13 protein-coding genes are annotated in these 19,637 nt (G+C 62.3%); 4 read left to right on the forward strand and 9 right to left on the reverse strand.

Annotated features, from left to right (window positions below; translation table 11 throughout):
• The 4 genes from ABSG20_RS09460 to ABSG20_RS09475 all read right to left on the reverse strand — a co-directional run.
• Positions 1–986: microcin C ABC transporter permease YejB (locus ABSG20_RS09460; protein ID WP_423864238.1), on the reverse strand; the 986-nt coding region annotated here is incomplete at its 3' end.
• Between the two features lie 3 nt (positions 987–989).
• On the reverse strand, positions 990–2,873 hold the full coding sequence (locus ABSG20_RS09465; RefSeq protein ID WP_423864239.1) for an extracellular solute-binding protein: 1,884 nt from the start codon (positions 2,871–2,873) through the stop codon (positions 990–992).
• A gap of 14 nt (positions 2,874–2,887) precedes the next feature.
• Complete coding sequence (locus ABSG20_RS09470; protein WP_423864249.1) at positions 2,888–4,786, reverse strand: extracellular solute-binding protein; 1,899 nt, start codon at positions 4,784–4,786, stop codon at positions 2,888–2,890.
• A gap of 500 nt (positions 4,787–5,286) precedes the next feature.
• The gene (locus ABSG20_RS09475) at positions 5,287–5,832 is read right to left on the reverse strand and encodes a c-type cytochrome (RefSeq protein WP_423864240.1); all 546 of its coding nucleotides are present in this window, start codon (positions 5,830–5,832) and stop codon (positions 5,287–5,289) included.
• 210 nt (positions 5,833–6,042) lie between these two features.
• Here ABSG20_RS09475 and ABSG20_RS09480 point away from each other — a divergent pair, with 210 nt between their 5' ends.
• Together ABSG20_RS09480 and ABSG20_RS09485 are read left to right on the forward strand one after the other, a co-directional pair.
• Entirely contained in the window at positions 6,043–6,783 is a 741-nt protein-coding gene (locus ABSG20_RS09480; protein WP_423864241.1) for a 3-deoxy-manno-octulosonate cytidylyltransferase, read from the forward strand.
• Between the two features lie 19 nt (positions 6,784–6,802).
• On the forward strand, positions 6,803–7,675 hold the full coding sequence (locus ABSG20_RS09485; protein WP_423864242.1) for a prephenate dehydratase: 873 nt from the start codon (positions 6,803–6,805) through the stop codon (positions 7,673–7,675).
• A gap of 193 nt (positions 7,676–7,868) precedes the next feature.
• Here the strand turns inward: ABSG20_RS09485 and ABSG20_RS09490 are convergent, their stop codons facing one another.
• The gene (locus tag ABSG20_RS09490; RefSeq protein WP_423864243.1) at positions 7,869–8,888 is read right to left on the reverse strand and encodes an LLM class flavin-dependent oxidoreductase; all 1,020 of its coding nucleotides are present in this window, start codon (positions 8,886–8,888) and stop codon (positions 7,869–7,871) included.
• A 671-nt stretch (positions 8,889–9,559) separates the two neighbouring features.
• Here ABSG20_RS09490 and metF point away from each other — a divergent pair.
• Both metF and metH read left to right on the forward strand, forming a co-directional pair.
• Positions 9,560–10,474: a methylenetetrahydrofolate reductase [NAD(P)H] gene (gene metF, locus ABSG20_RS09495; protein ID WP_423864244.1), complete on the forward strand. Its 915-nt coding sequence runs from the start codon at positions 9,560–9,562 to the stop codon at positions 10,472–10,474.
• A 4-nt stretch (positions 10,475–10,478) separates the two neighbouring features.
• Positions 10,479–14,369 (forward strand): methionine synthase, encoded by a 3,891-nt coding sequence (gene metH / locus ABSG20_RS09500; protein WP_423864245.1) that lies wholly within the window; start codon positions 10,479–10,481, stop codon positions 14,367–14,369.
• Positions 14,370–14,826: 457 nt separating this feature from the next.
• Here metH and ABSG20_RS09505 read toward each other — a convergent pair whose 3' ends face one another.
• From ABSG20_RS09505 to glpK, 4 genes are all read right to left on the reverse strand, one after another.
• Positions 14,827–15,972: a macro domain-containing protein gene (locus ABSG20_RS09505; RefSeq protein WP_423864246.1), complete on the reverse strand. Its 1,146-nt coding sequence runs from the start codon at positions 15,970–15,972 to the stop codon at positions 14,827–14,829.
• Between the two features lie 13 nt (positions 15,973–15,985).
• Positions 15,986–16,576: an NUDIX domain-containing protein gene (locus tag ABSG20_RS09510; protein ID WP_423864247.1), complete on the reverse strand. Its 591-nt coding sequence runs from the start codon at positions 16,574–16,576 to the stop codon at positions 15,986–15,988.
• Positions 16,577–16,757: 181 nt separating this feature from the next.
• Positions 16,758–17,387: a glutathione S-transferase family protein gene (locus ABSG20_RS09515; RefSeq protein WP_423864250.1), complete on the reverse strand. Its 630-nt coding sequence runs from the start codon at positions 17,385–17,387 to the stop codon at positions 16,758–16,760.
• Between the two features lie 195 nt (positions 17,388–17,582).
• The gene (gene glpK, locus ABSG20_RS09520) at positions 17,583–19,088 is read right to left on the reverse strand and encodes a glycerol kinase GlpK (protein WP_423864248.1); all 1,506 of its coding nucleotides are present in this window, start codon (positions 19,086–19,088) and stop codon (positions 17,583–17,585) included.
• Positions 19,089–19,637: the final 549 nt, after the last annotated feature.

The raw sequence follows: 19,637 nt of genomic DNA on the forward strand, positions 1-19,637 counted from the left end.
TAATCGCGGTTCAAGACACTTTCGAAGCCGAGCAGGCCGAGCCCGTCCAGCGAGAAGATGGTTTCGATCAAGAGCGACCCTGAAAAGAAGGCGTGGATGAACGCGCCGGGAAAGCCGGCAATGACGATCAGCATGGCATTGCGGAAGATGTGATTGTAGAGCACCTGCCGTTCGCTGCAGCCCTTGGCGCGCGCGGTCATCACATATTGCTTGCGGATTTCATCGAGGAACGAATTCTTGGTCAGCAGCGTCATGGTGGCGAACGCGCCGAGCGCCATCGAGATCAGCGGCAGCGTGATGTGCCAGAAATAGTCTGTTATCTTCCAGTACCAGGGAAATTGCGACCAGCCGTCCGAGGTCAGCCCGCGCAGCGGGAAGATGTTGAAGAACGAGCCGCCGGCAAACAGGATGATCAGGAGGATCGCAAACAGAAATCCGGGGATCGCAAAGCCTACGATGATCACTGCCGAGGTCCAGGTATCGAACTTCGAGCCGTCCATGACCGCCTTGCGGATGCCGAGCGGGATCGAGATCAGATAGGTCAGAAGCGTCATCCAGATCCCGAGCGACATCGAGACCGGCAGCTTCTCCTTGATCAGCTGCAGCACGCTGACGTCGCGGAAATAGCTCTTGCCGAAATCGAACCGGGTGAAATTCCACACCATCAGGGCAAAGCGTTCCGGCGCCGGCTTGTCGAAGCCGAACTGCTTTTCCAGGCTCTTGATGAAATCGGGATCGAGCCCCTGCGCGCCGCGATATTTCGATCCGACGGCGCTGCCAGCCGCGTTGATCTGGCCGCGCGGACCGAAATCGCCGCCGCCCCCCGAAATCCGCGAGGTGCCGCCGGTGTCGGCGCCGCTCAGCTGCGCGATCACGCGCTCGACCGGGCCGCCCGGCGCGAATTGCACCACCACGAAGGATACGAACAGGATGCCCAATAGTGTCGGAAGCATCAGGAAAATGCGGCGGGCGATATAGGCGCTCATGATCTATTTCGCCTGCTCGAGGTTGGCGGCCTTGGCGGCGTCATACCACCACAGAATGCGCTCCCCCACGCTGCTTGAATAATTGTCGATTTGATAACGCGGCAAACGCCCGGGGTGATCGAACACGTCCCAATAGGCGACCGGATGAGTGGCCCGATACCATTGCGGCACCCAGTAGCGCCCGGCGCGAAATACCCGGTCGAGGGCCCGGCAAGCAAAAGTCAGATCGGCGCGATTATCCGCGCCGATGATCTTTTCGACCAGCGCGTCGATGGCGGGATTGGCGATGCCCGCCAGATTGTAGGAGCCCTTGGTTTGCGCCGCCTGCGACGAAAAGAACGGCCGCAGGCTGTCGCCCGGCGTCGCCAACAGGCTGAAGCGTTCGATCGCGATGTCGAAATCGAAATCTTCGATCCGGGCACGGTATTGCACGGGATCGACGAGGCGAAGACTGGCCTCGATCCCGAGCACGCCCAGATTTTTAATATAGGGCGCGTGGTGTGGTTCGAACGACGGCTCGTCGAGCAAGAATTCGATTTTGAAAACGTCGCCATTTGGCAGCACGCGCTTGCCGTCCTTGATGACGAGACCGGCATCCAGCAGCAGTTGCGATGCCTTGCGCAGCAGCGCCCGGTCCTGTCCCGAGCCATCCGACACCGGCGGCACGAACGGCATCCCGAACACCTCGTCCGGGACCTGGCCGCGAAACGGCTCCAGCAGCTTGATTTCTTCCGGCGATGGCGGACCTTTCGCCATCATGTCCGAATTCTGGAACGGCGAATGGGTGCGCAAATAGGCGCCGTACATGATGGTCTTGTTGGTCCATTCGAAATCGAACGCCTGGATCAGCGCTTCACGCACCCGCGCATCCCCAAACTTGTCGCGACGGGTATTGATGAACCAGCCCTGCGCGCCGGATGGCGTATCGTCCGGCAAGGTCTCGCGCTTGACGCGACCGTCCTTGACGGCGGGAAAATCATAGCGTGTCGCCCAAAACCGCGACGTGAACTCCTCACGGTACAGGTAATTCTTGGCACTAAAACCTTCAAAGGCGACATCGCGGTCGCGATAGAATTCATAACGGACAATATCGAAATTATAGATGCCGCGACTGACCGGGAGATCGGCGCCCCACCAGTCCTTCACCCGTTCGAATTCGATGTAACGGTTCGCCTCGAATTTTCCAACTTTGTACGGCCCGGACCCGAGCGGAATATCGAGCGTCGATTCATCGAATGGCCGTGCCGTATAATAGGCCTGCGAAAAGATCGGCAGGCTGACGACATACAGCGGCACGTCGCGCGCTCGTTTTTCCGCGAAAGTAACGACCAGCGTCGCGGCGTCGGGCGCTTCGGCCTTCAGCATGTCGCGCAGTTGCACGATGATCAGGGGATGGCCTTTTGCCTTCAGCGTGTTGAGCGAAAAGGCGGCATCATGGGCGGTCAGTTTTGCGCCGTCGTGAAAGCCAGCCTCCGGCCGCATGGTAAAGCGATAGGTCAGCTTATCCGGCGAAATCTGTACCGACTTCGCCGCGAGGCCATACACCGCGTCCGGTTCGTCGGCCGCCCGCGCCATCAACGTTGCGAAAACCAGATCCATGCCCTGCGCGCCCTCGCCCTTCAGGATGAAGGCGTTGAGCGAACTGAACGTAAAATACGACTGATTGTAGGTGCGTGCCGAGGGGATCGTGGAAAACATTCCGCCTTTCGGCGCGGCGAGGTTGACATAATCGAAGTGATGAAAGTCGGCGGGATATTTCAGGTCGCCGAATACCGAAAGGCCATGGACCTCGGCGCCGGCATCGGCTGCCCTCGCCGGCCGCAGCAGCGGGGCGCTCAACGCGCCTATGCCGAGACCGAGCACATGCCGGCGGGACAGCTGCGCCATGCGTGAAAAATCCCTCAAGACCGCTTGCCGATCCTGGCGGCCTTGTCGGCATCGAACCACCACAGCGATGGCAGGCCGGAATGGCCGTATTTCGGCAGCGGCTCGGCGTGGCTGAAGCGATCCCAGCGCGCATAGCGCACAAAGCCATAGGTGAATTGCGGCACGACGTAGAAATTCCACAGCAGCACCCGATCGAGCGCCTTGGTGGCGGCCACCAGGCCGGGACGGTCCTTGGCGAAGATCACCTTGTCGATCAGCGCATCGATCGCCGGATTCTTGATGCCGATGATGTTTCTCGAGCCAGGTTGATCGGCGGCTTGCGAGCCCCAGAATTCCCGCTGTTCATTGCCGGGCGACAGCGACTCCGGCCAAAGGTCGGTGATGATATCGAAATCAAAGCTGCGCAGCCGGTTCTGGTATTGCGCGTCGTCGACCACGCGGATTGAGGTCGTCACACCGATGCGCTCCAGCGACGGCTTGTAAAACAGCGCCATGCGTTCGCTCGGCGGATCCTGAACCAGGATCTCGACGGTGAACGGCTTGCCCGCGGCATCCATGAGCTTACGATCTTTCACATCGTAACCGGCCTCTTTCAGCAACCTCATGCTCTCCCGCAAGTTGGCACGCACCGCCTCGGGATTGCCGCCGACCGGATTGGCATAGGGCGTGGTGAAAACTTCCGCGGGGACCTTGTCGCGCACGGTTTCGAGAATCTGCAGTTCCTGCCCCTCCGGCAGACCCGACGAGGCCAGATCGATTCCGTCGAAATAGCTGTTGATGCGCTTGTATTGCCCATAAAACAGCTGCTTGTTCATTTCCTCGAAATCGTAGGCGTAGTTGAAAGCGCGGCGCAATCGCGCATCCTTGAAGAGATCGCGGCGCAGATTGAAGGCAAAGCCCTGCATCCGGCCGGAATCGTTGATCGGGAACTCCTCCTTTACCACGCGCTTTTCGCCGACCGCGGGAAAATCATATTGTGTCGCCCATTGCTTTGCCGAATTTTCGGCGATCCAGTCGGCCTGATCGGCCTTGAAGGCCTCAAGCGCCACGGTGTTGTCGCGGAAAAACTCAAAGCGCAACTCGTCGAAATTGTTCTGGCCGACCTGCGTCGGGAGGTTGGCGCCCCAATAATCCTTGACGCGCTCCAGGGTGACCGAGCGTCCCGCGTCAAATTCCTTGATGCGGTAGGGGCCAGAGCCCAGCGGCGGCTCCAGCGTCGTCGCCGAGATGTCGCGCTTGCGGCCTTGGCTGTCGGTGCCTTCCCAGTAATGCCGAGGCAATACCGTCAATTCGCCGACGATGGTCGGCAGCTCGCGATTTCCGGGAGCGTCGAAGGTGAATTTGATATCGCGCTCGCCATTCTTCTCGGCTTTCACGACATGCCGATAGTACGAGGCGTACATCGGACTGTACTTCTTCAGCACGTCAAGCGAGAAGATCACGTCTTCCGGCGTCACCGGCATGCCGTCATGCCAGCGCGCTTCCTTCCGAAGACGATAGATCACCCAGGCAAAGTCATCGGGATGTGCGGCACCTTCCGCCAGCAAACCATATTCGGTGACGACTTCATCCTGCGCGCGAGCCAGCAGCATTTCGTTGATCAAGGCGGCGGCCGGAGCGATCGACCCTTTGACGCCGGCGACCGCGATATTGAAATTGTCGAAGGTGCCAAGCGAGATCATGCGGGCGACGCCGCCCTTGGGCGCATCCGGATTGACGTAGTCGAAGCGTTTGAAGTCGGGGGGATATTTGATGTCGCCGAACAGCGACAGGGCATGTCGCCAGACCGGTTCGCCGGATGCTGTCTGGGCTTGCGCCGGGCTCGCCGGCGGCAGACCGGTTATGGCTCCGAGCGCCGGTGCCACCGCGGCAAGTGCGCCGGCCTCAAGAAGACGTCGTCGGGTAATCGTCAAATCAACCATTCCTGTATTGCCTCAACATTGCGGTTAGATGCGCAATATAAGGCAAGGTTTCGACCGATTAAGTTGCATTTTCCTCATGATACCAGCTTGTGAACGCCCCCGCTGCGGCGAAACGTCCCGGTGACCGGCGCGCGACCGCACAAGCGGAAGGCGGTTTTGCGTCCGGTCGCGCGCCAATCAAGCGCGGGCGCCTGATCTTACCGCCAAGCCCCTCGCGCCTTGGGGCCCGTCCACTATAATTGCCTCGGTAAACGCGACGTGGAATGCCTGATGGTCTGGGTCGGTCCATACCTCTCCCCGCTTGCGGCCGCTTGCGGGGAGAGGTCGGATCGCATCGAAGATGCGATCCGGGTGAGGGGGAGCCACCGCGGATACGATTGCCAGGGAGCATGCGGACGCATCCCCTCACCCCAACCCTCTCGCCGCAAAGTGCGGGGCGAGGGAGCGCACTGCGCCTGGGTCGGTCAATGGCATTTGGAACAGTCGGGCCGTTACTTCGCCGCTACCGGCAGCGGAACCGGATTATCCGAAAGCGTGTGCAGATAGTCGATCACGTCGGCGCGCTCGCTGTCCTTCTGGATGCCGGCGAAACCCATCGCGGTACCGGGCACGTAGCCCTTGGGATTGGCGATGAACTGGTTGAGATCGTCATAGGTCCAGGTACCGCCCTTGGCCTTCATGGCGGCGGAGAAATTGAACCCGCGCCCCTCGCCTTTTTTGTCGCCGACGATGCCATAGAGATTCGGACCAACCCGGTTGGGGCCGTCCTTCTCGAAGGTGTGGCAGGCCCCGCATTTCTTCGCAGCGGCGGCCCCCTTCTCGACGGAAGCGGTCTGCAGCAGCTTCTCGATCGGCTCGGACGGAGCGGCCGCGGCCTCCTTGCCGCCGCCTTCGGCCTCCTTCACGGCGATTTCAAAACCCGGCTTGGCGGGCACGACCGGTGCAAACAGCGCATTGGCGGTAAAGCTCGTCACCAGCAGAACGAGGCAGGTGGCGAGGATGGCACCGATGATCTTGTTGAGTTCGAAGGAGTCCATGGTCGATCAGGCTCCAGGCCGGAAGGTTCGACGATCAGGCCGGAGTGAGACGGCCTGCGGATGCATCGGGAATTGGGCTTCGCGCCGCACCCCCGCGCAGCGATTGAGATATCGGTTTGCCCGCGCTCTGGCAACCCGTATAAACGCCACATTTTTCCAGCCATGCCGTCACTTCCGGCCTGTTATCAACTGGGTCGAGACCTCGCTTTGATGACCGAAACCCGCACTCTGGTGCTGATTCCCGCCCGCATGGCTGCGACCCGCCTGCCCGGCAAGCCGCTGCTGGATATTGCCGGCCTGCCGATGATCGTCCATGTGCTGCGCCGGGCCGAGGCCGCCCGGATCGGCCGCGTCGCGGTTGCCACCGACACGCCGGAGATCGCGGCCGCGGTGACCGCGCACGGCGGTGTGGCCGTCATGACGCACCCTGATCATCCCTCCGGCTCGGACCGGATCCACGAGGCGCTGGGCAAGCTCGATCCCCATGGCGAAGCCGAGATCGTCATCAACCTGCAGGGCGATTTTCCGACCATCCTGCCGGACAGCATCCGCGACGTGCTGGCGCCTCTCGCCGACCCCGCCGTCGATATCGCAACCCTTGCCGCCCAAATTCATACCGAGGAAGAGAGCACCGCCCCGAGCGTGGTGAAGGTGGTCGGCTCGCCGGTTGGCGCAGGGCGGCTGCGTGCGCTTTACTTCACCCGCGCCACCGCGCCCTGGGGCGACGGCCCGCGCTACCATCATATCGGGCTCTATGCCTATCGGCGGGCGGCCTTGGAGCGCTTTGTTTCGCTGCCCCCTTCCGCGCTGGAGCGACAGGAAAAGCTCGAGCAGTTGCGGGCACTGGAGGCCGGCATGCGGATCGACGTCACCATCGTCGATGCCGTGCCGCGCGGCGTCGATACCCCGGCCGATCTCGAAACCGCCCGCCGGATACTGGCAAAAGCCTGAGCGGCTGATACAAGGCGCCATGACCATCCCGACAAAGAACCTCAAGAAAATCGCGTTCCAGGGCGAGCACGGCGCGAATTCCCATATTGCCATCGCCGAAGGCTATCCCGACGCCGAGCCGCTGGCCTGCCCGACCTTCGAGGATGCGCTGGCGGCGATTTCTTCCGGCGAGGCGGATCTCGGCATGATCCCGATCGAGAACTCGGTCGCCGGCCGCGTCGCCGACATCCATCATCTGCTGCCGCAGTCCGGCCTGTTTATCGTCGGGGAATATTTCCTGCCCGTCCACCATCAGTTGATGGCGCCGCGCGGCGCCAAGCTGGCCGATATCCGCACCGTGGAGAGCCACGTCCATGCGCTCGGGCAATGCCGCCGCATCATCCGCCAGCTCGGCATCCGGCCGATCGTATCGGGCGACACCGCGGGAAGCGCGCGCATCGTCGCCGAGCGCGGGGATAGATCCTGCGCGTCGATTGCCTCAAAGCTGGCGGCCGACATCTACGGCCTCGACATCCTGGCCGAGGACGTCGAGGACGAGACCCACAACACCACGCGCTTCGTGGTGCTGGCGCGCGAGCCCATATGGGCCCGGCAGGGATCGGGCCCGCTGGTCACCTCTTTTGTTTTCCGGGTCCGCAACCTGCCGGCCGCGCTCTACAAGGCGCTGGGCGGGTTCGCCACCAACGGCGTCAATATGACCAAACTGGAAAGCTATATGGTCGACGGCAATTTCTTTGCCACGCAGTTTTATGCCGACGTCGATGGCCATCCCGAGGACAAAAATCTCGCGTTGGCGCTGGAGGAACTGCAATTCTTCTCGCGCGAATTCCGCATCGTCGGGGTCTATCCCGGCCATCCCTTCCGGGCGACCTTCAGCGAGAAGGCGGAGTGACAAACAAGAACTGTCATCGCCCGGCTTGACCGGGCGACCCAGTATTCCAGAGCGGTTGCGATGGCCAACCCTGGTCCGGCACGTCACGTCATCGCCTGCTTCCGGTGCGTACTGGGTCGCCCGGTCAAGCCGGGCGATGACAGCCAGAACCCCAATAAGGCGCGCGTTGGCTGGGACGACACGGTGATTGGTGTTACGCTGCTGCCTTCTTCCCCAACCCATACGCATCTGCCAGCAGGCTGTAGGAGCGCTTGCGCGCCTCGTGATCGTAGACGGCGGTGATGATCATCAGTTCGTCCGGCTGGCTTGCCGAGATCATGGGCTGCAGCTTCGCCAGCACGGTCGAAGCGCTGCCGACAAACAGCCGCGAGCGATTGCGCGCGATCGAGGCGCGCTCGCTCTCGGTATAGGGATAGGCCAGCGCCTCCTCGACGCTGGGCAGCGGCAAATACTGGCCGCGATCCCGGCGCAACCGGTTGAGATCCATCGACGTCGCCAGCCGTTCGGCTTCGTCATCGCTTTCGGCAGCGATCGCCGCGACCGCCAAAATGCCGTGCGGCTTTGAGCGCCAGCCCGACGGCTTGAAATGCGCCCGGTAATTGGTCATCGCCTCGACCGCGTCGTACGACGCAAAATGATGCGCGAAAGCAAAACCCATCCCGACCTGGGCCGCCAGTTCCGAGCTGTAATCGCTGGAGCCGAGCAGCCAGATCGGCGGCAGCGGACTATCGTCGGGCATCGCCACCACGTTGTTGTAGGGATGGCCGGGCGGAAAATCGCGCGTCTCCCACAAGATCAATTCATGCAGCCGTTCGAGAAAGTCGTCGCCCTCGCGGCGATCGAGCCGGCTGCGCAGCGCGTGCGCGGTGGCGCCATCGGTGCCGGGCGCGCGGCCGAGGCCGAGATCGATCCGGCCGGGAAACAGCGCCTCCAGCATCTTGAAGCGCTCCGCCACCACCAGCGGCGCGTGGTTGGGCAGCATCACGCCACCGGAGCCGACCCGGATCCGGCTCGTCACCGCAGCGATCTGCCCGATCATCAGGTCGGGCGCCGGGCTCGCCACCGAGGCGAGGTTGTGATGCTCGGCGAGCCAGTACCGGGTGTAACCCAGCGCATCGGCATATCGCGCCAGATCGATGCTGTTGCGCAGCGCCGCGGCGGGTTTGGTCCCCGTGGTGACGACGGAGAGGTCGAGAATGGAAAGCGGGATCATGGACCCTAAGCTAGTGCGGCGATGTTGAATTTCAAATCATTTCAGGCGCAGTCGTCCTATCCCCGCGCGCCCCCCGGGTTCACACACCGGACCGGTCCAGGACATGGGGGCGAAGGCCTTGTCAGTCTCATCAGTAAGGGAGCCGCGCTGCTCGCGCTCCCCTCCCCCCCGCGCAGCGGTGGGGAGGGGTCGGGGGTGGGGGGTCTATCGCCGGCGGCGGTGTATGCGTGAGGCACCCCCCACCCCACCCTCCCCACCGCAAGAGCGGGGGGAGGGTGTGAGAGAGCGTCGCCTCGCCCTGACGCCTCGGATGGAAAAACCTCTCACCAGATAACAGGCTCCGGGCGCCGGTCATTCATTCAGCCGATTGCCTTTATTGTGGGACAGTAAACTACAATACATATTCGGCGTGTCCTGCCCACCCACCTATTGGCAGTCGAGCCGTAAATATCGATATGAAAAGCTGCCAAATACCGTCTTTATCTGGCCCGTGGGTCATAAAATTGGATTTATGGATTGCCCACCAATCTGGAATGACGCGGACTTTTGTGGAACAAAATAGAAAATATGGGCAATTTCCCATCCAAGATGGGCTGGGTGAATGCAAATCTTTGTCATATGTTATCGCACTGCCGCTAAGCCCGGCATCCCCGGTGGAGTTCATAGGTGCCATGACCGAGGTTACACCCCCGCTTTCAGATGGGCACCGCGCGCTGAAATCGCCGGATATTTCCTTCGAGTTCTTCCCGCCCAAGACCGAGGAGATGGAACGCAGCCTGTGGGAGACGATCAAGCGCCTGGCGCCGCTATTGCCCAACTTCGTTTCGGTGACCTATGGCGCCGGCGGCTCGACCCGGGAGCGCACCCACGCCACCATCGCCCGCATCCTCAGCGAGACCACCCTCACGCCGGCGGCGCATCTGACCTGCGTCGGCGCGGCGCGCGGCGAGATCGACGATATCGTCTGCCGCTATCATGATGTCGGCGTCCGCCATATTGTCGCCCTGCGCGGCGATCCGCCGGGCGGGATCGGCACCCCTTACAGCGGCCACCCCCAGGGCTACGCGACTTCGGCCGAACTCGTCGCCGGTATCAGGAAGCGCTATCCCGATATCGAGGTCTCGGTCTCCGCCTATCCGGAAAAACATCCGGAAAGTTCCGGCTTCGATGCCGATATCGACATGCTCGAGGCCAAGGTCGACGCCGGCGCGACCCGGGCCATCACCCAGGTCTTTTTCGACAACGACCTCTACTTTCGCTATCTCGACCGGGTTCGCGCCCGCGGCATCGCCATTCCGATCGTGCCCGGCATCATGCCGATGCACAACTTCAAGCAGGCCCGCGGTTTTGTCACCCGCGCCGGCACCAGCGTGCCGGACTGGATCGCGGAAAAGTTCGAGGGCCTCGATGACGACGCCGAGACCCGCAAGCTGGTGGCGGCGACAATTGCCGCCGGCCAGGTGCAGAAACTCAGAAAGCACGGCGTCGATACCTTTCACTTCTACACCATGAACCGCGCCGACCTCGTGTTCGCCATCAGCCATTTGCTGGGCATCCGGCCCCATGGCGCACAGAAAGCCGCCTGACCCCATGAGCCCGCCTGTTTCCGAGAAGCGAACCGCCCTGCTTGCCATGGCCCGCGAGCGCATCCTGGTGCTCGACGGCGCCATGGGCACCATGATTCAGGGACTGCAATACGATGAGGCCGCCTTTCGCGGAGCGCGGTTTGCGGATTTTCACCGCGACCTCCGGGGCAACAACGACCTGTTGATCCTGACCCAGCCCAAGGCGATTGAGGATATCCACGCCGACTATCTGCGCGCCGGCGCCGACATCGTCGCCACCAACACCTTTTCGTCGACCTCGATCGCGCAAGCAGATTACGACCTCTCTGGCTTGGCCTACGAGCTGAACCGCGAAGGCGCGAGGCTCGCGCATTCCGCCGCCGCGCGCGTCTATGCCGAGGACGGCCGGCCGCGCTTTGTGGCCGGCGCCATCGGCCCGACCAACCGTACCGCCTCGATCTCGCCCGATGTGTCCAACCCCGGCTTCCGCGCCGTCAGCTTTGACGATCTGCGCCTGGCCTATGGCGAACAGATCAACGGCCTGCTCGATGGCGGCGCCGACCTGTTGCTGGTCGAGACCATCTTCGACACGCTCAACGCCAAGGCGGCGCTGTACGCGATCGCCGAAATCAGCGAACAGCGCGGCGTTGATGTGCCGGTGATGATCTCAGGCACCATCACCGACAAATCAGGCCGGCTCTTGTCGGGGCAGTTGCCCGAAGCGTTCTGGAATTCGGTGCGCCACGCCAGGCCGATCACGATCGGCTTCAACTGCGCGCTCGGCGCCGAGGATTTACGCGCGCACATTGCTGACATTGGCCGCGTCGCCGACGCGCTGGTCTGCGCCTATCCGAATGCCGGCCTGCCCAACGAGTTCGGCAGCTACGACGAAAGCCCGCAGTACATGGCGCGGCTGATCGGAGAGTTTGCGGCATCCGGCCTCGTCAACATCGTCGGCGGCTGCTGCGGCACCACGCCCGCCCATATCGCGGCGATCGCGGCCGCGGTGGCGCCGCACCGGCCGCGTACCATCCCGGACATCGAACCGCGCCTGCGGCTTTCCGGACTGGAGCCGTTCGAACTGACGCCGGCTATACCCTTCGTCAATATCGGCGAGCGCACCAACGTCACCGGCTCGGCCAGATTCCGCAAGCTGATCACGGCAGGCGATTACACCGCGGCGTTGCAGGTGGCGCGCGACCAGGTCGAAAACGGTGCCGCAATCATCGACGTCAACATGGACGAAGGCCTGCTCGATTCCGAAAAGGCCATGGTCACGTTCCTCAACCTCGTCGCCGCCGAGCCGGATATTGCGCGCGTTCCCGTGATGGTGGATTCCTCGAAATTCGCCGTGATCGAAGCCGGGTTGAAATGCGTTCAGGGCAAGCCGGTGGTCAATTCGATCTCGATGAAGGAAGGCGAGGCGAAATTCATCCACGAGGCCACCATCGCGCGGCGTCACGGCGCCGCCGTGGTGGTGATGGCGTTCGACGAGGCCGGGCAGGCCGATACGTTCAAGCGCAAGACCGAGATCTGCAAGCGCGCCTACGACATCCTGGTTGAGCGGCTGAACTTCCCCCCTGAGGATATCATCTTCGATCCCAACATCTTTGCGATCGCGACCGGGCTGGAAGAGCACAATAATTACGGTGTCGACTTCATCGAGGCGACGCGCTGGATCCGCAAAAACCTGCCGCACGCGCATGTTTCCGGCGGCGTTTCCAACCTGTCATTCTCGTTCCGTGGCAACGAGCCGGTGCGCGAGGCCATGCATTCGGTGTTTTTGTATCATGCCATCAAGGCTGGCATGGACATGGGCATCGTCAATGCCGGGCAGATGATCGTCTATGACGATATCGATCCCGAGTTGCGGCAGACCTGCGAAGACGTCATCCTCAACCGCGACGCCGGCGCCTCCGAACGCCTGCTGGCGCTGGCGGAAAAATTCCGCGGCAAGGAGAAACAGACCAGAGAGCAGGACCTCGCCTGGCGCGACTGGCCGGTCGACAAGCGGCTCAGCCACGCGCTGGTGCACGGCATCACCGAGTATATCGAACAGGATACCGAAGCGGCGCGGCAGACGGTGGAACGCCCGCTCAACGTCATCGAGGGCCCGCTGATGGCCGGCATGAACATCGTCGGCGATCTCTTTGGCGACGGCAAAATGTTCCTGCCGCAGGTGGTGAAATCGGCGCGGGTGATGAAGCAGGCGGTGGCCTATCTGATGCCGTTCATGGCAGCGGAAAAGGCGCGCAACCTCGCCAATGGCATCGCGGGCGATGGCCGCAGCTCCGCCGGCAAGATCGTGCTCGCCACCGTCAAGGGCGACGTCCACGATATCGGCAAGAACATCGTCGGCATCGTGCTGCAATGTAACAATTTCGAGGTCATCGACCTCGGCGTCATGGTGCCGGCGGCAAAAATCATCGAAACCGCGAAAGCGGAAGGCGCCGACATTATCGGGCTTTCCGGCCTGATCACCCCGTCGCTGGATGAGATGAGTTTCCTCGCCGGCGAGATGGAACGCCAGGGCATGACCGTGCCGCTCCTGATCGGCGGCGCCACCACCAGCCGCGTCCATACCGCCGTCAAGATCGACCCGAATTATCGCGGCGGGCCGGTGGTGCATGTCAATGACGCCAGCCGCGCCGTCGGCGTCGCCTCGTCGCTGATGTCGCCCGAGCGGCGCGAGGCCTATGCCGCCGAAGTTCGCGCCGATTACGCCAAGATTTCCGCGGCGCATTTCCGCGCCCAGGCCGACAAGAGGCGCTTGAGGCTGGCCGATGCCCGCGCCAACGCGGTCAAGATCGATTTTGCCGGGACGCCGCCGAAAAGGCCGGCCTTTCTGGGCATCCGGTCGTTTGCGGATTACGACCTCGCCGAGTTGGCCTCCTACATCGACTGGACGCCGTTCTTCCAGACCTGGGAACTGACCGGACGTTTCCCCGCCATTCTCGACGACGCCAAGGTCGGCGAAGCCGCCCGCGCGCTTTATGCCGACGCCCGCACCATGCTGGGTCGCATCGTCAGGGAAAAATGGTTCAAGGCGCAGGCGACCATCGGCTTCTGGCCGGCCAATGCCGACGGCGACGACATCGTGGTCTACAGCGATGATTCCCGCTCAAGGCCGATTGCGACCTTGCATACGCTGCGCCAGCAACTGGAGAAGCGCGAAGGCCGCTTCAACGCGGCGCTGTCGGATTTCATCGCGCCGCTGCCGTCCGGCGTGCCGGATTATATCGGCGCCTTCGTGGTCACCGCGGGGATCGGCGAGGACGTCATCGCCGACCGTTTCAAGAATGCCAATGACGATTACTCGTCAATCCTGTGCAAGGCCTTGGCGGACCGTCTGGCGGAAGCCTTTGCCGAACGCATGCATGCGCGGGTGCGCCGGGAATTTTGGGGTCATGCGCCGGACGAGACGCTTTCGCCTCAAGACCTCATCCTGGAAAAATACCACGGCATCCGCCCGGCGCCGGGCTATCCGGCGCAGCCCGATCACACCGAAAAGGCGACGCTGTTTTCCCTGCTCGATGCCGAGAACAGCGCCGGCGTCAAACTGACCGAAAGCTACGCGATGTGGCCGGGCGCGTCGGTCTCGGGACTGTATTTCAGCCACCCGGAAAGCTTCTATTTCGGTGTCGGCAAGATCGAGCGCGACCAGGTCGAGGACTATGCGGCGCGAAAAGGCTGGAGCCTCGATACCGCCGAGCGCTGGCTGGCGCCGGTCTTGAACTACATCCCGACGCAGGATCAATCGGCGCGGGATCGCCGCGCCAAAGCGGCGATGCCGACGCTGGCGCCGGTAAGCGCGGTGCCAGCCAATGATATCCTGCCTGAGGAAGTGGCCGCGCATCCGCCAGGCTGCACCTGCGCGGTGCATCTGGGCTGGCGCAAAAAGGCGGTGCGGGCATAGCGACCCTCATGGTGAGGAGGCGCTTCTCCGGCGCCGTCTCGAACCATGAGGCCCGCCGACATCCTTCGAGATGCATCGCTTGAGCAATGCTCCAAATACGAAACCTGGGCGAGGACCTCACAACCGTCATTGCGAGGAGCTCTTGCGACGAAGCAATCCAGCTTATCTTTCCGCGGCGGCGATTGCTTCGCTCAATCGAGCGCGCATTCGCGCGCCCGATTGGCTCGCAATGACGAACCACTATAAACCCTTTTTTGAGTCAGGCTTTCATTCGAAACCGGGGTTCATGCCCAGGGGTCGGCGCCGCCGGTGAGGAACTCAGTCGTAGGGTGGGTTGAACTCTTCGCGAAACCCACCGATTCCACCCGCTGCGATGGGTTTCGCGACCAGTTCGGACATGCGTCCGATCCGGTCGCTCTACCCCATGCTACAACCCGTCCTGTCGGCTCGCGCATCCTCAGGCATCCGCAAGGACCAGCCCGGCCTGATCGAACGCCCATTGGCACTCTTCAAGATCCTTCTCGGTGCGACAGAGAAAATAGACTTCCTCGATGACGCTGCCCGTTTTGCCTTCCAGATAGGATTTCGCGGCTGCCACCAGTGATTTTACCGTCTCACGCACCTTGCCGCCGCCCTGCCCGGTACCCAGCAGCGGAAACAGGATGCTGCGGAGTTTGAACTTCCTTTCCTTCGCAGAATCCGCAAGCTTCAGGGCGTTCGTAATACAGTCATCGATATTCTGGATCGGCATGAAGCCCCGGCCAATATGGCCGTGAACAGCGGCGGCATGGAATATCCGCTTGACGCGGTTGCTGTCCGCGAGTTCGCCGGCGCTGGTCGCAATGACCGCGGCGGCAGGCACGCCGTCTCCGGCAATCCCCGTCAACTCCTTCTGAAGAATATCGTCCGTGACCTGACCTGCCGGGTTGCGCTTGCCGCCGTGATACCTGATCGTGCCGGAGATCGACCGTTCGTAGAAGCGGGCCATCTGCATGTTGGTATTTTCCGAACTGACCCAGACATCGACGCCCTCGACCCCGGTCACATCGCCGGTGATAATTCCGATTTGCTTGCCGGTTGCCCCAAGCGAAGCCTTATACTTCCTGGTGCCCTGCAGAGGTACGCTCTCTTCCGCGATCCGTATCGGCAGGCTGTCGTGGACCAGGCTGTCGACCTTGCGCGTCTTCAGGCCATTTTGGATAAACGTCACAATTTTCTTCTTGGCTTCCGCGACGCTTCCCATGTCCGTGTCATATTCGATCGCGTTCAAGGGGCGGATATTGAACGGGATCTGTGTGCCCTTGCGCTTGATGATGACGGTGACATGGTCCGCCAGCGCGTGCCGAACTCCGAGTTCGTAAAAGACATTCGGGTTCAACGTCGTGATGTCGACCACGGCGACATCCGCCTGGTATATCTGCTCGAGCATTTTCTTGTGAACGACACCTGGCTCTTCGATTTCATCGCAACGGGTGCAGCTCAGTCCCTTGATCTGCTCCACCCCTTCCTTGATCAAATGGGTATAAACCGTATCGAAATTGATGTCTTTGCCTCCGGGATCCTTCTTTTGCCCGAACGGCATGATGACAAAACAGCTGGTCATATCGAATCTCCTTTTATGAAACGCCTGAAACAAGCCTGGTCCGCAACCACATCAGCGCAATGATCGTCTTGGCGTCCTGGATTTCGCCGCGTTCGAGCCGAGCAAAAGCCTCGCCGGTCGAAAGTTCGACGAGCTGGATATCCTCGTTTTCGCTGGCCAGCCCGCCGCCCTTTCCAGCCGGGTCAAGTCCGGAAATTTCGGCGCAATAGAGAAATATCCGCTCCGACGAACCGCCGGGCGAGACGTAAAAATCGGCAATGTGCACAAGGTTTTCGACCACATAGCCGGTCTCTTCGAGAATCTCCCGGCGCATCGCGGCTTCGGGATGCTCTCCCTTGTCGATCATGCCGGCGACGACTTCGGTCAACCAGCCTGGCCCCTTGTCGTAGGCGGGATACCTGAATTGATTGACCAGAATTACGACGTCGCGCTGCTTTTGATGCAGCACCGCGGCGACGGAATCGCCGCGCTCGAAATTGAGCCGACGCACCACCGGGCTCATGCTGCCGTCGAATTTCTCGAAGGAGAGATGAACTTCCTCCACCTTGAAGAAGTCATCGAGGATCAGCTTCTTCTCGCCCTCGACGATGACGCGCTTTGGCATCTCATCCACCCCGGCAATTGCTCAGATCAGACCAATACGGATAGCAAGCTGAAAATAACGCACGTGAAAGTAGCGCATAAATGACTGAACGATGTCAAATCATCAAGCCGCGGGCGCTTCCGGGCTCTGCGCGCGACACCGCGATGCCGGTGTCTGCGCACCGCAGGGCCGCACGCCATCTTCACCCGCTCGGCGGATTGAACTTCTGTGCGATCTCCCGAAAGGCCGGCAGCGCCTCGCAGCGCGCGGCGTGCGCTGCGAGCGCCGGATGGCGCAAGGGGCCGAACAGGCTCGGATGGGCCTCGCTCGTGAAACGCAGCGCGCAGGCCACGGCGATATCGGCATGTCCGATGCGGCCGCCGAACCAGTAAAGCGAGGCGATCGCGGACCGTTCGTTTTCCAGCATCTCCAATACGCCGCCAATCTGGGCTGCGCACCGCTCGACCCATAGTTTGAGCGGATCCCGGCGCAGCACCCGCTCGTAGACCAGGCTGACCGCCTTGTCGGCGAGCCCGGTCGCCAGCGCGCAGATTCTCAAGGCCTGGCGGCGCTCCCAGCCGTGAGCTGCCATCATCGCCTTTTCCGGCCCGACGATTTCATCGAGATAATCCAGGATCGCGGCGCTCTCGATCAATACCTCGCCATCCTCGAACACCAGTGTCGGCACCCGGCACAGCGGATTGAACGGCGCGATATTGTCCGCGTCGCCAAAGGTCGACCACGGCCGGTGAACGAACGGCACGCCGTAAAGCCTGAGCGCAATCGCGACCCGGCGAACAAAGGGGGAGTCATACTGGCCGATCAGGATCATGGGGGTGGGACCATCGATGGAAGGCAGCACCGTCGCACTCCGCGCGAGCGGAATCTCCAGTACACTGCGAAGTTGCGTTTTACCACAACCGCCGGGAATATTGGATCAACCGCTGGAGCCTGTCATCGGGCGCGCATTCGCGCGACCCGTGGGCACCGACCCGGTGGCGGGTGACGACGGCAAAGAGACCTACCGCTACCCCTCTCCCTCATCGCTCGCCAATACCCCCTTCACCGCCCGCGCCCAGCCCTTCAGCTTGCGCTCCCGCGTCGCCGCGCTCATGATCGGCTTGAAGCGGTGCTCCAGCCGCCAGTTGTCGGCGAATTTTTCGGGCTCGGGAAAGACGCCGGCCGCGAGCCCCGCCAGATAGGCGGCGCCCAAGGCGGTGGTTTCCTGGATCATCGGGCGGTCGACCGGCGCGTCCAGCAAATCCGCGAGCCGCTGCATGGTCCAGTCCGAGGCGGTCATGCCGCCGTCGACGCGCAGCACCACATGGGCGGCGTTGGCCTCCGGCCAGTCGGCGCGCATCGCCGCCCACAGGTCGAAGGTCTGGTAGCAGACGCTCTCCAGGGCGGCATGGGCGAGTTCGGCCGGGCCGGTGCTGCGGGTCAGCCCGAACAGCGCGCCGCGCACGCGCGGATTCCAGTAGGGGGCGCCCAGCCCGACGAAGGCCGGCACCAGATAGACCGACTGCAGGCTGTCGGACTTGTCGGCGAGCGGGCCGGTCTCGGCGGCCTGTTTGATGATGCCGAGCCCGTCGCGCAGCCACTGCACCGCGGAGCCGGCGACGAAGATCGAACCTTCCAGCGCATAGGTGCGCTGGCCATTGAGCTGGTAGGCGATGGTGGTCAAAAGCTTGTTGTTGGAGGCGACCGGCGTGGTGCCGGTGTTGAGCAGGGCAAAGCACCCGGTGCCGTAGGTCGATTTTATCATGCCGGGCGAGAAACAGGCTTGGCCGATGGTGGCGGCCTGCTGGTCGCCGGCGATGCCGGAAATCGCGATCGCGCCGCCGAACCATTCCGGCAGGCTCTCGCCGAAGTCGGCGGAGGAGTCCTTCACCTCCGGGAGCATCGAGCGCGGCACCCGCAGCAGGTTCAGCAATTCATCATCCCACTGCCCGGTGTGGATGTTGAACAACAGCGTGCGCGAGGCGTTGGTGGCGTCGGTCGCATGGACCTTGCCGCCGGTCAGCCGCCACAAAAGATAGCAGTCGACCGTGCCGAACATCAGTTCGCCACGATCAGCGCGCTCGCGCGCGCCGGGGACCTGGTCGAGGATCCAGGCGACTTTGGTTCCGGAAAAATAGGGATCGATGATCAGGCCTGACTTCGCGGAGATCGAAGACTCTTGGCCTTCGGCTTTGAGTCTTGCACAGATATCGGCGGTGCGGCGGTCCTGCCAGACGATGGCGCGGTGAATGGCCTGGCCGGTGTCGCGATCCCACACCACGGTGGTCTCGCGCTGGTTGGTGATGCCGATGGCGGCGATATCCTTGGCGGTGAGGTCAGCTTTCCGCAGCGCCTCGCGGCCGGTGGCGATCGTCGAGGTCCAGATGTCCTCCGGCTCGTGCTCGACCCAGCCCGAGGCCGGAAAATGCTGCGGGAATTCCTGCTGCGCCACCGCTGCGATCGAAATGTCGGCACGAAAGACAATGGCGCGCGAGGAGGTAGTGCCCTGATCGATGGCCAGCACATGGGACATGGCGTTGCTTCCCGGGTGGTTTTTGTGACGCGGTCGGGTGGAGGCAAGCGGATTGGCCGGCAAAGGTCAATATCGCGCCGATGTCGTCCCGCCCGCGCGGCGAGGTTTTCAAGCTGTTATCGAAAGGGCGGTGCGCTGATCGCATCAATTGCCGAGCTCAAAATCTCCGCTAATTCGGTGCACAGGGTGACTGAACATAGATCCTTGGACCGGCCCGCGCGCGCGTCATGCGAACCAGTTGCCGCGATGATGGGGAAATGCCGGTGATTTGCCCGACGGGCCGAATTTCTCTCCTCCGTCGAGCTGGCAAATGACGTCGCGCAAAAAAGTTGTTAGCCCGACGGGCCAGATCTGGTGTGATTTGGGCTGTCAAGCCACAAATGTAAAAATATTGCTGTTGCTGTTTTGTTCGAATCAGTTATAGTCCCACCCGTCTCGTTCCAGATGAGGGGCGTATCGCGATCGTCAGACACGCGGGATGAGATGCGGTGGACGCGGCAGCGTCGGGCGTGGCCAGGACATGGCAGGGCAGGATGTACATTGAGGTCG

Origin of the sequence: Bradyrhizobium sp. (assembly GCF_049512235.1) — a bacterium.
In the GTDB taxonomy this organism is placed as follows: Bacteria; Pseudomonadota; Alphaproteobacteria; order Rhizobiales; family Xanthobacteraceae; genus Bradyrhizobium.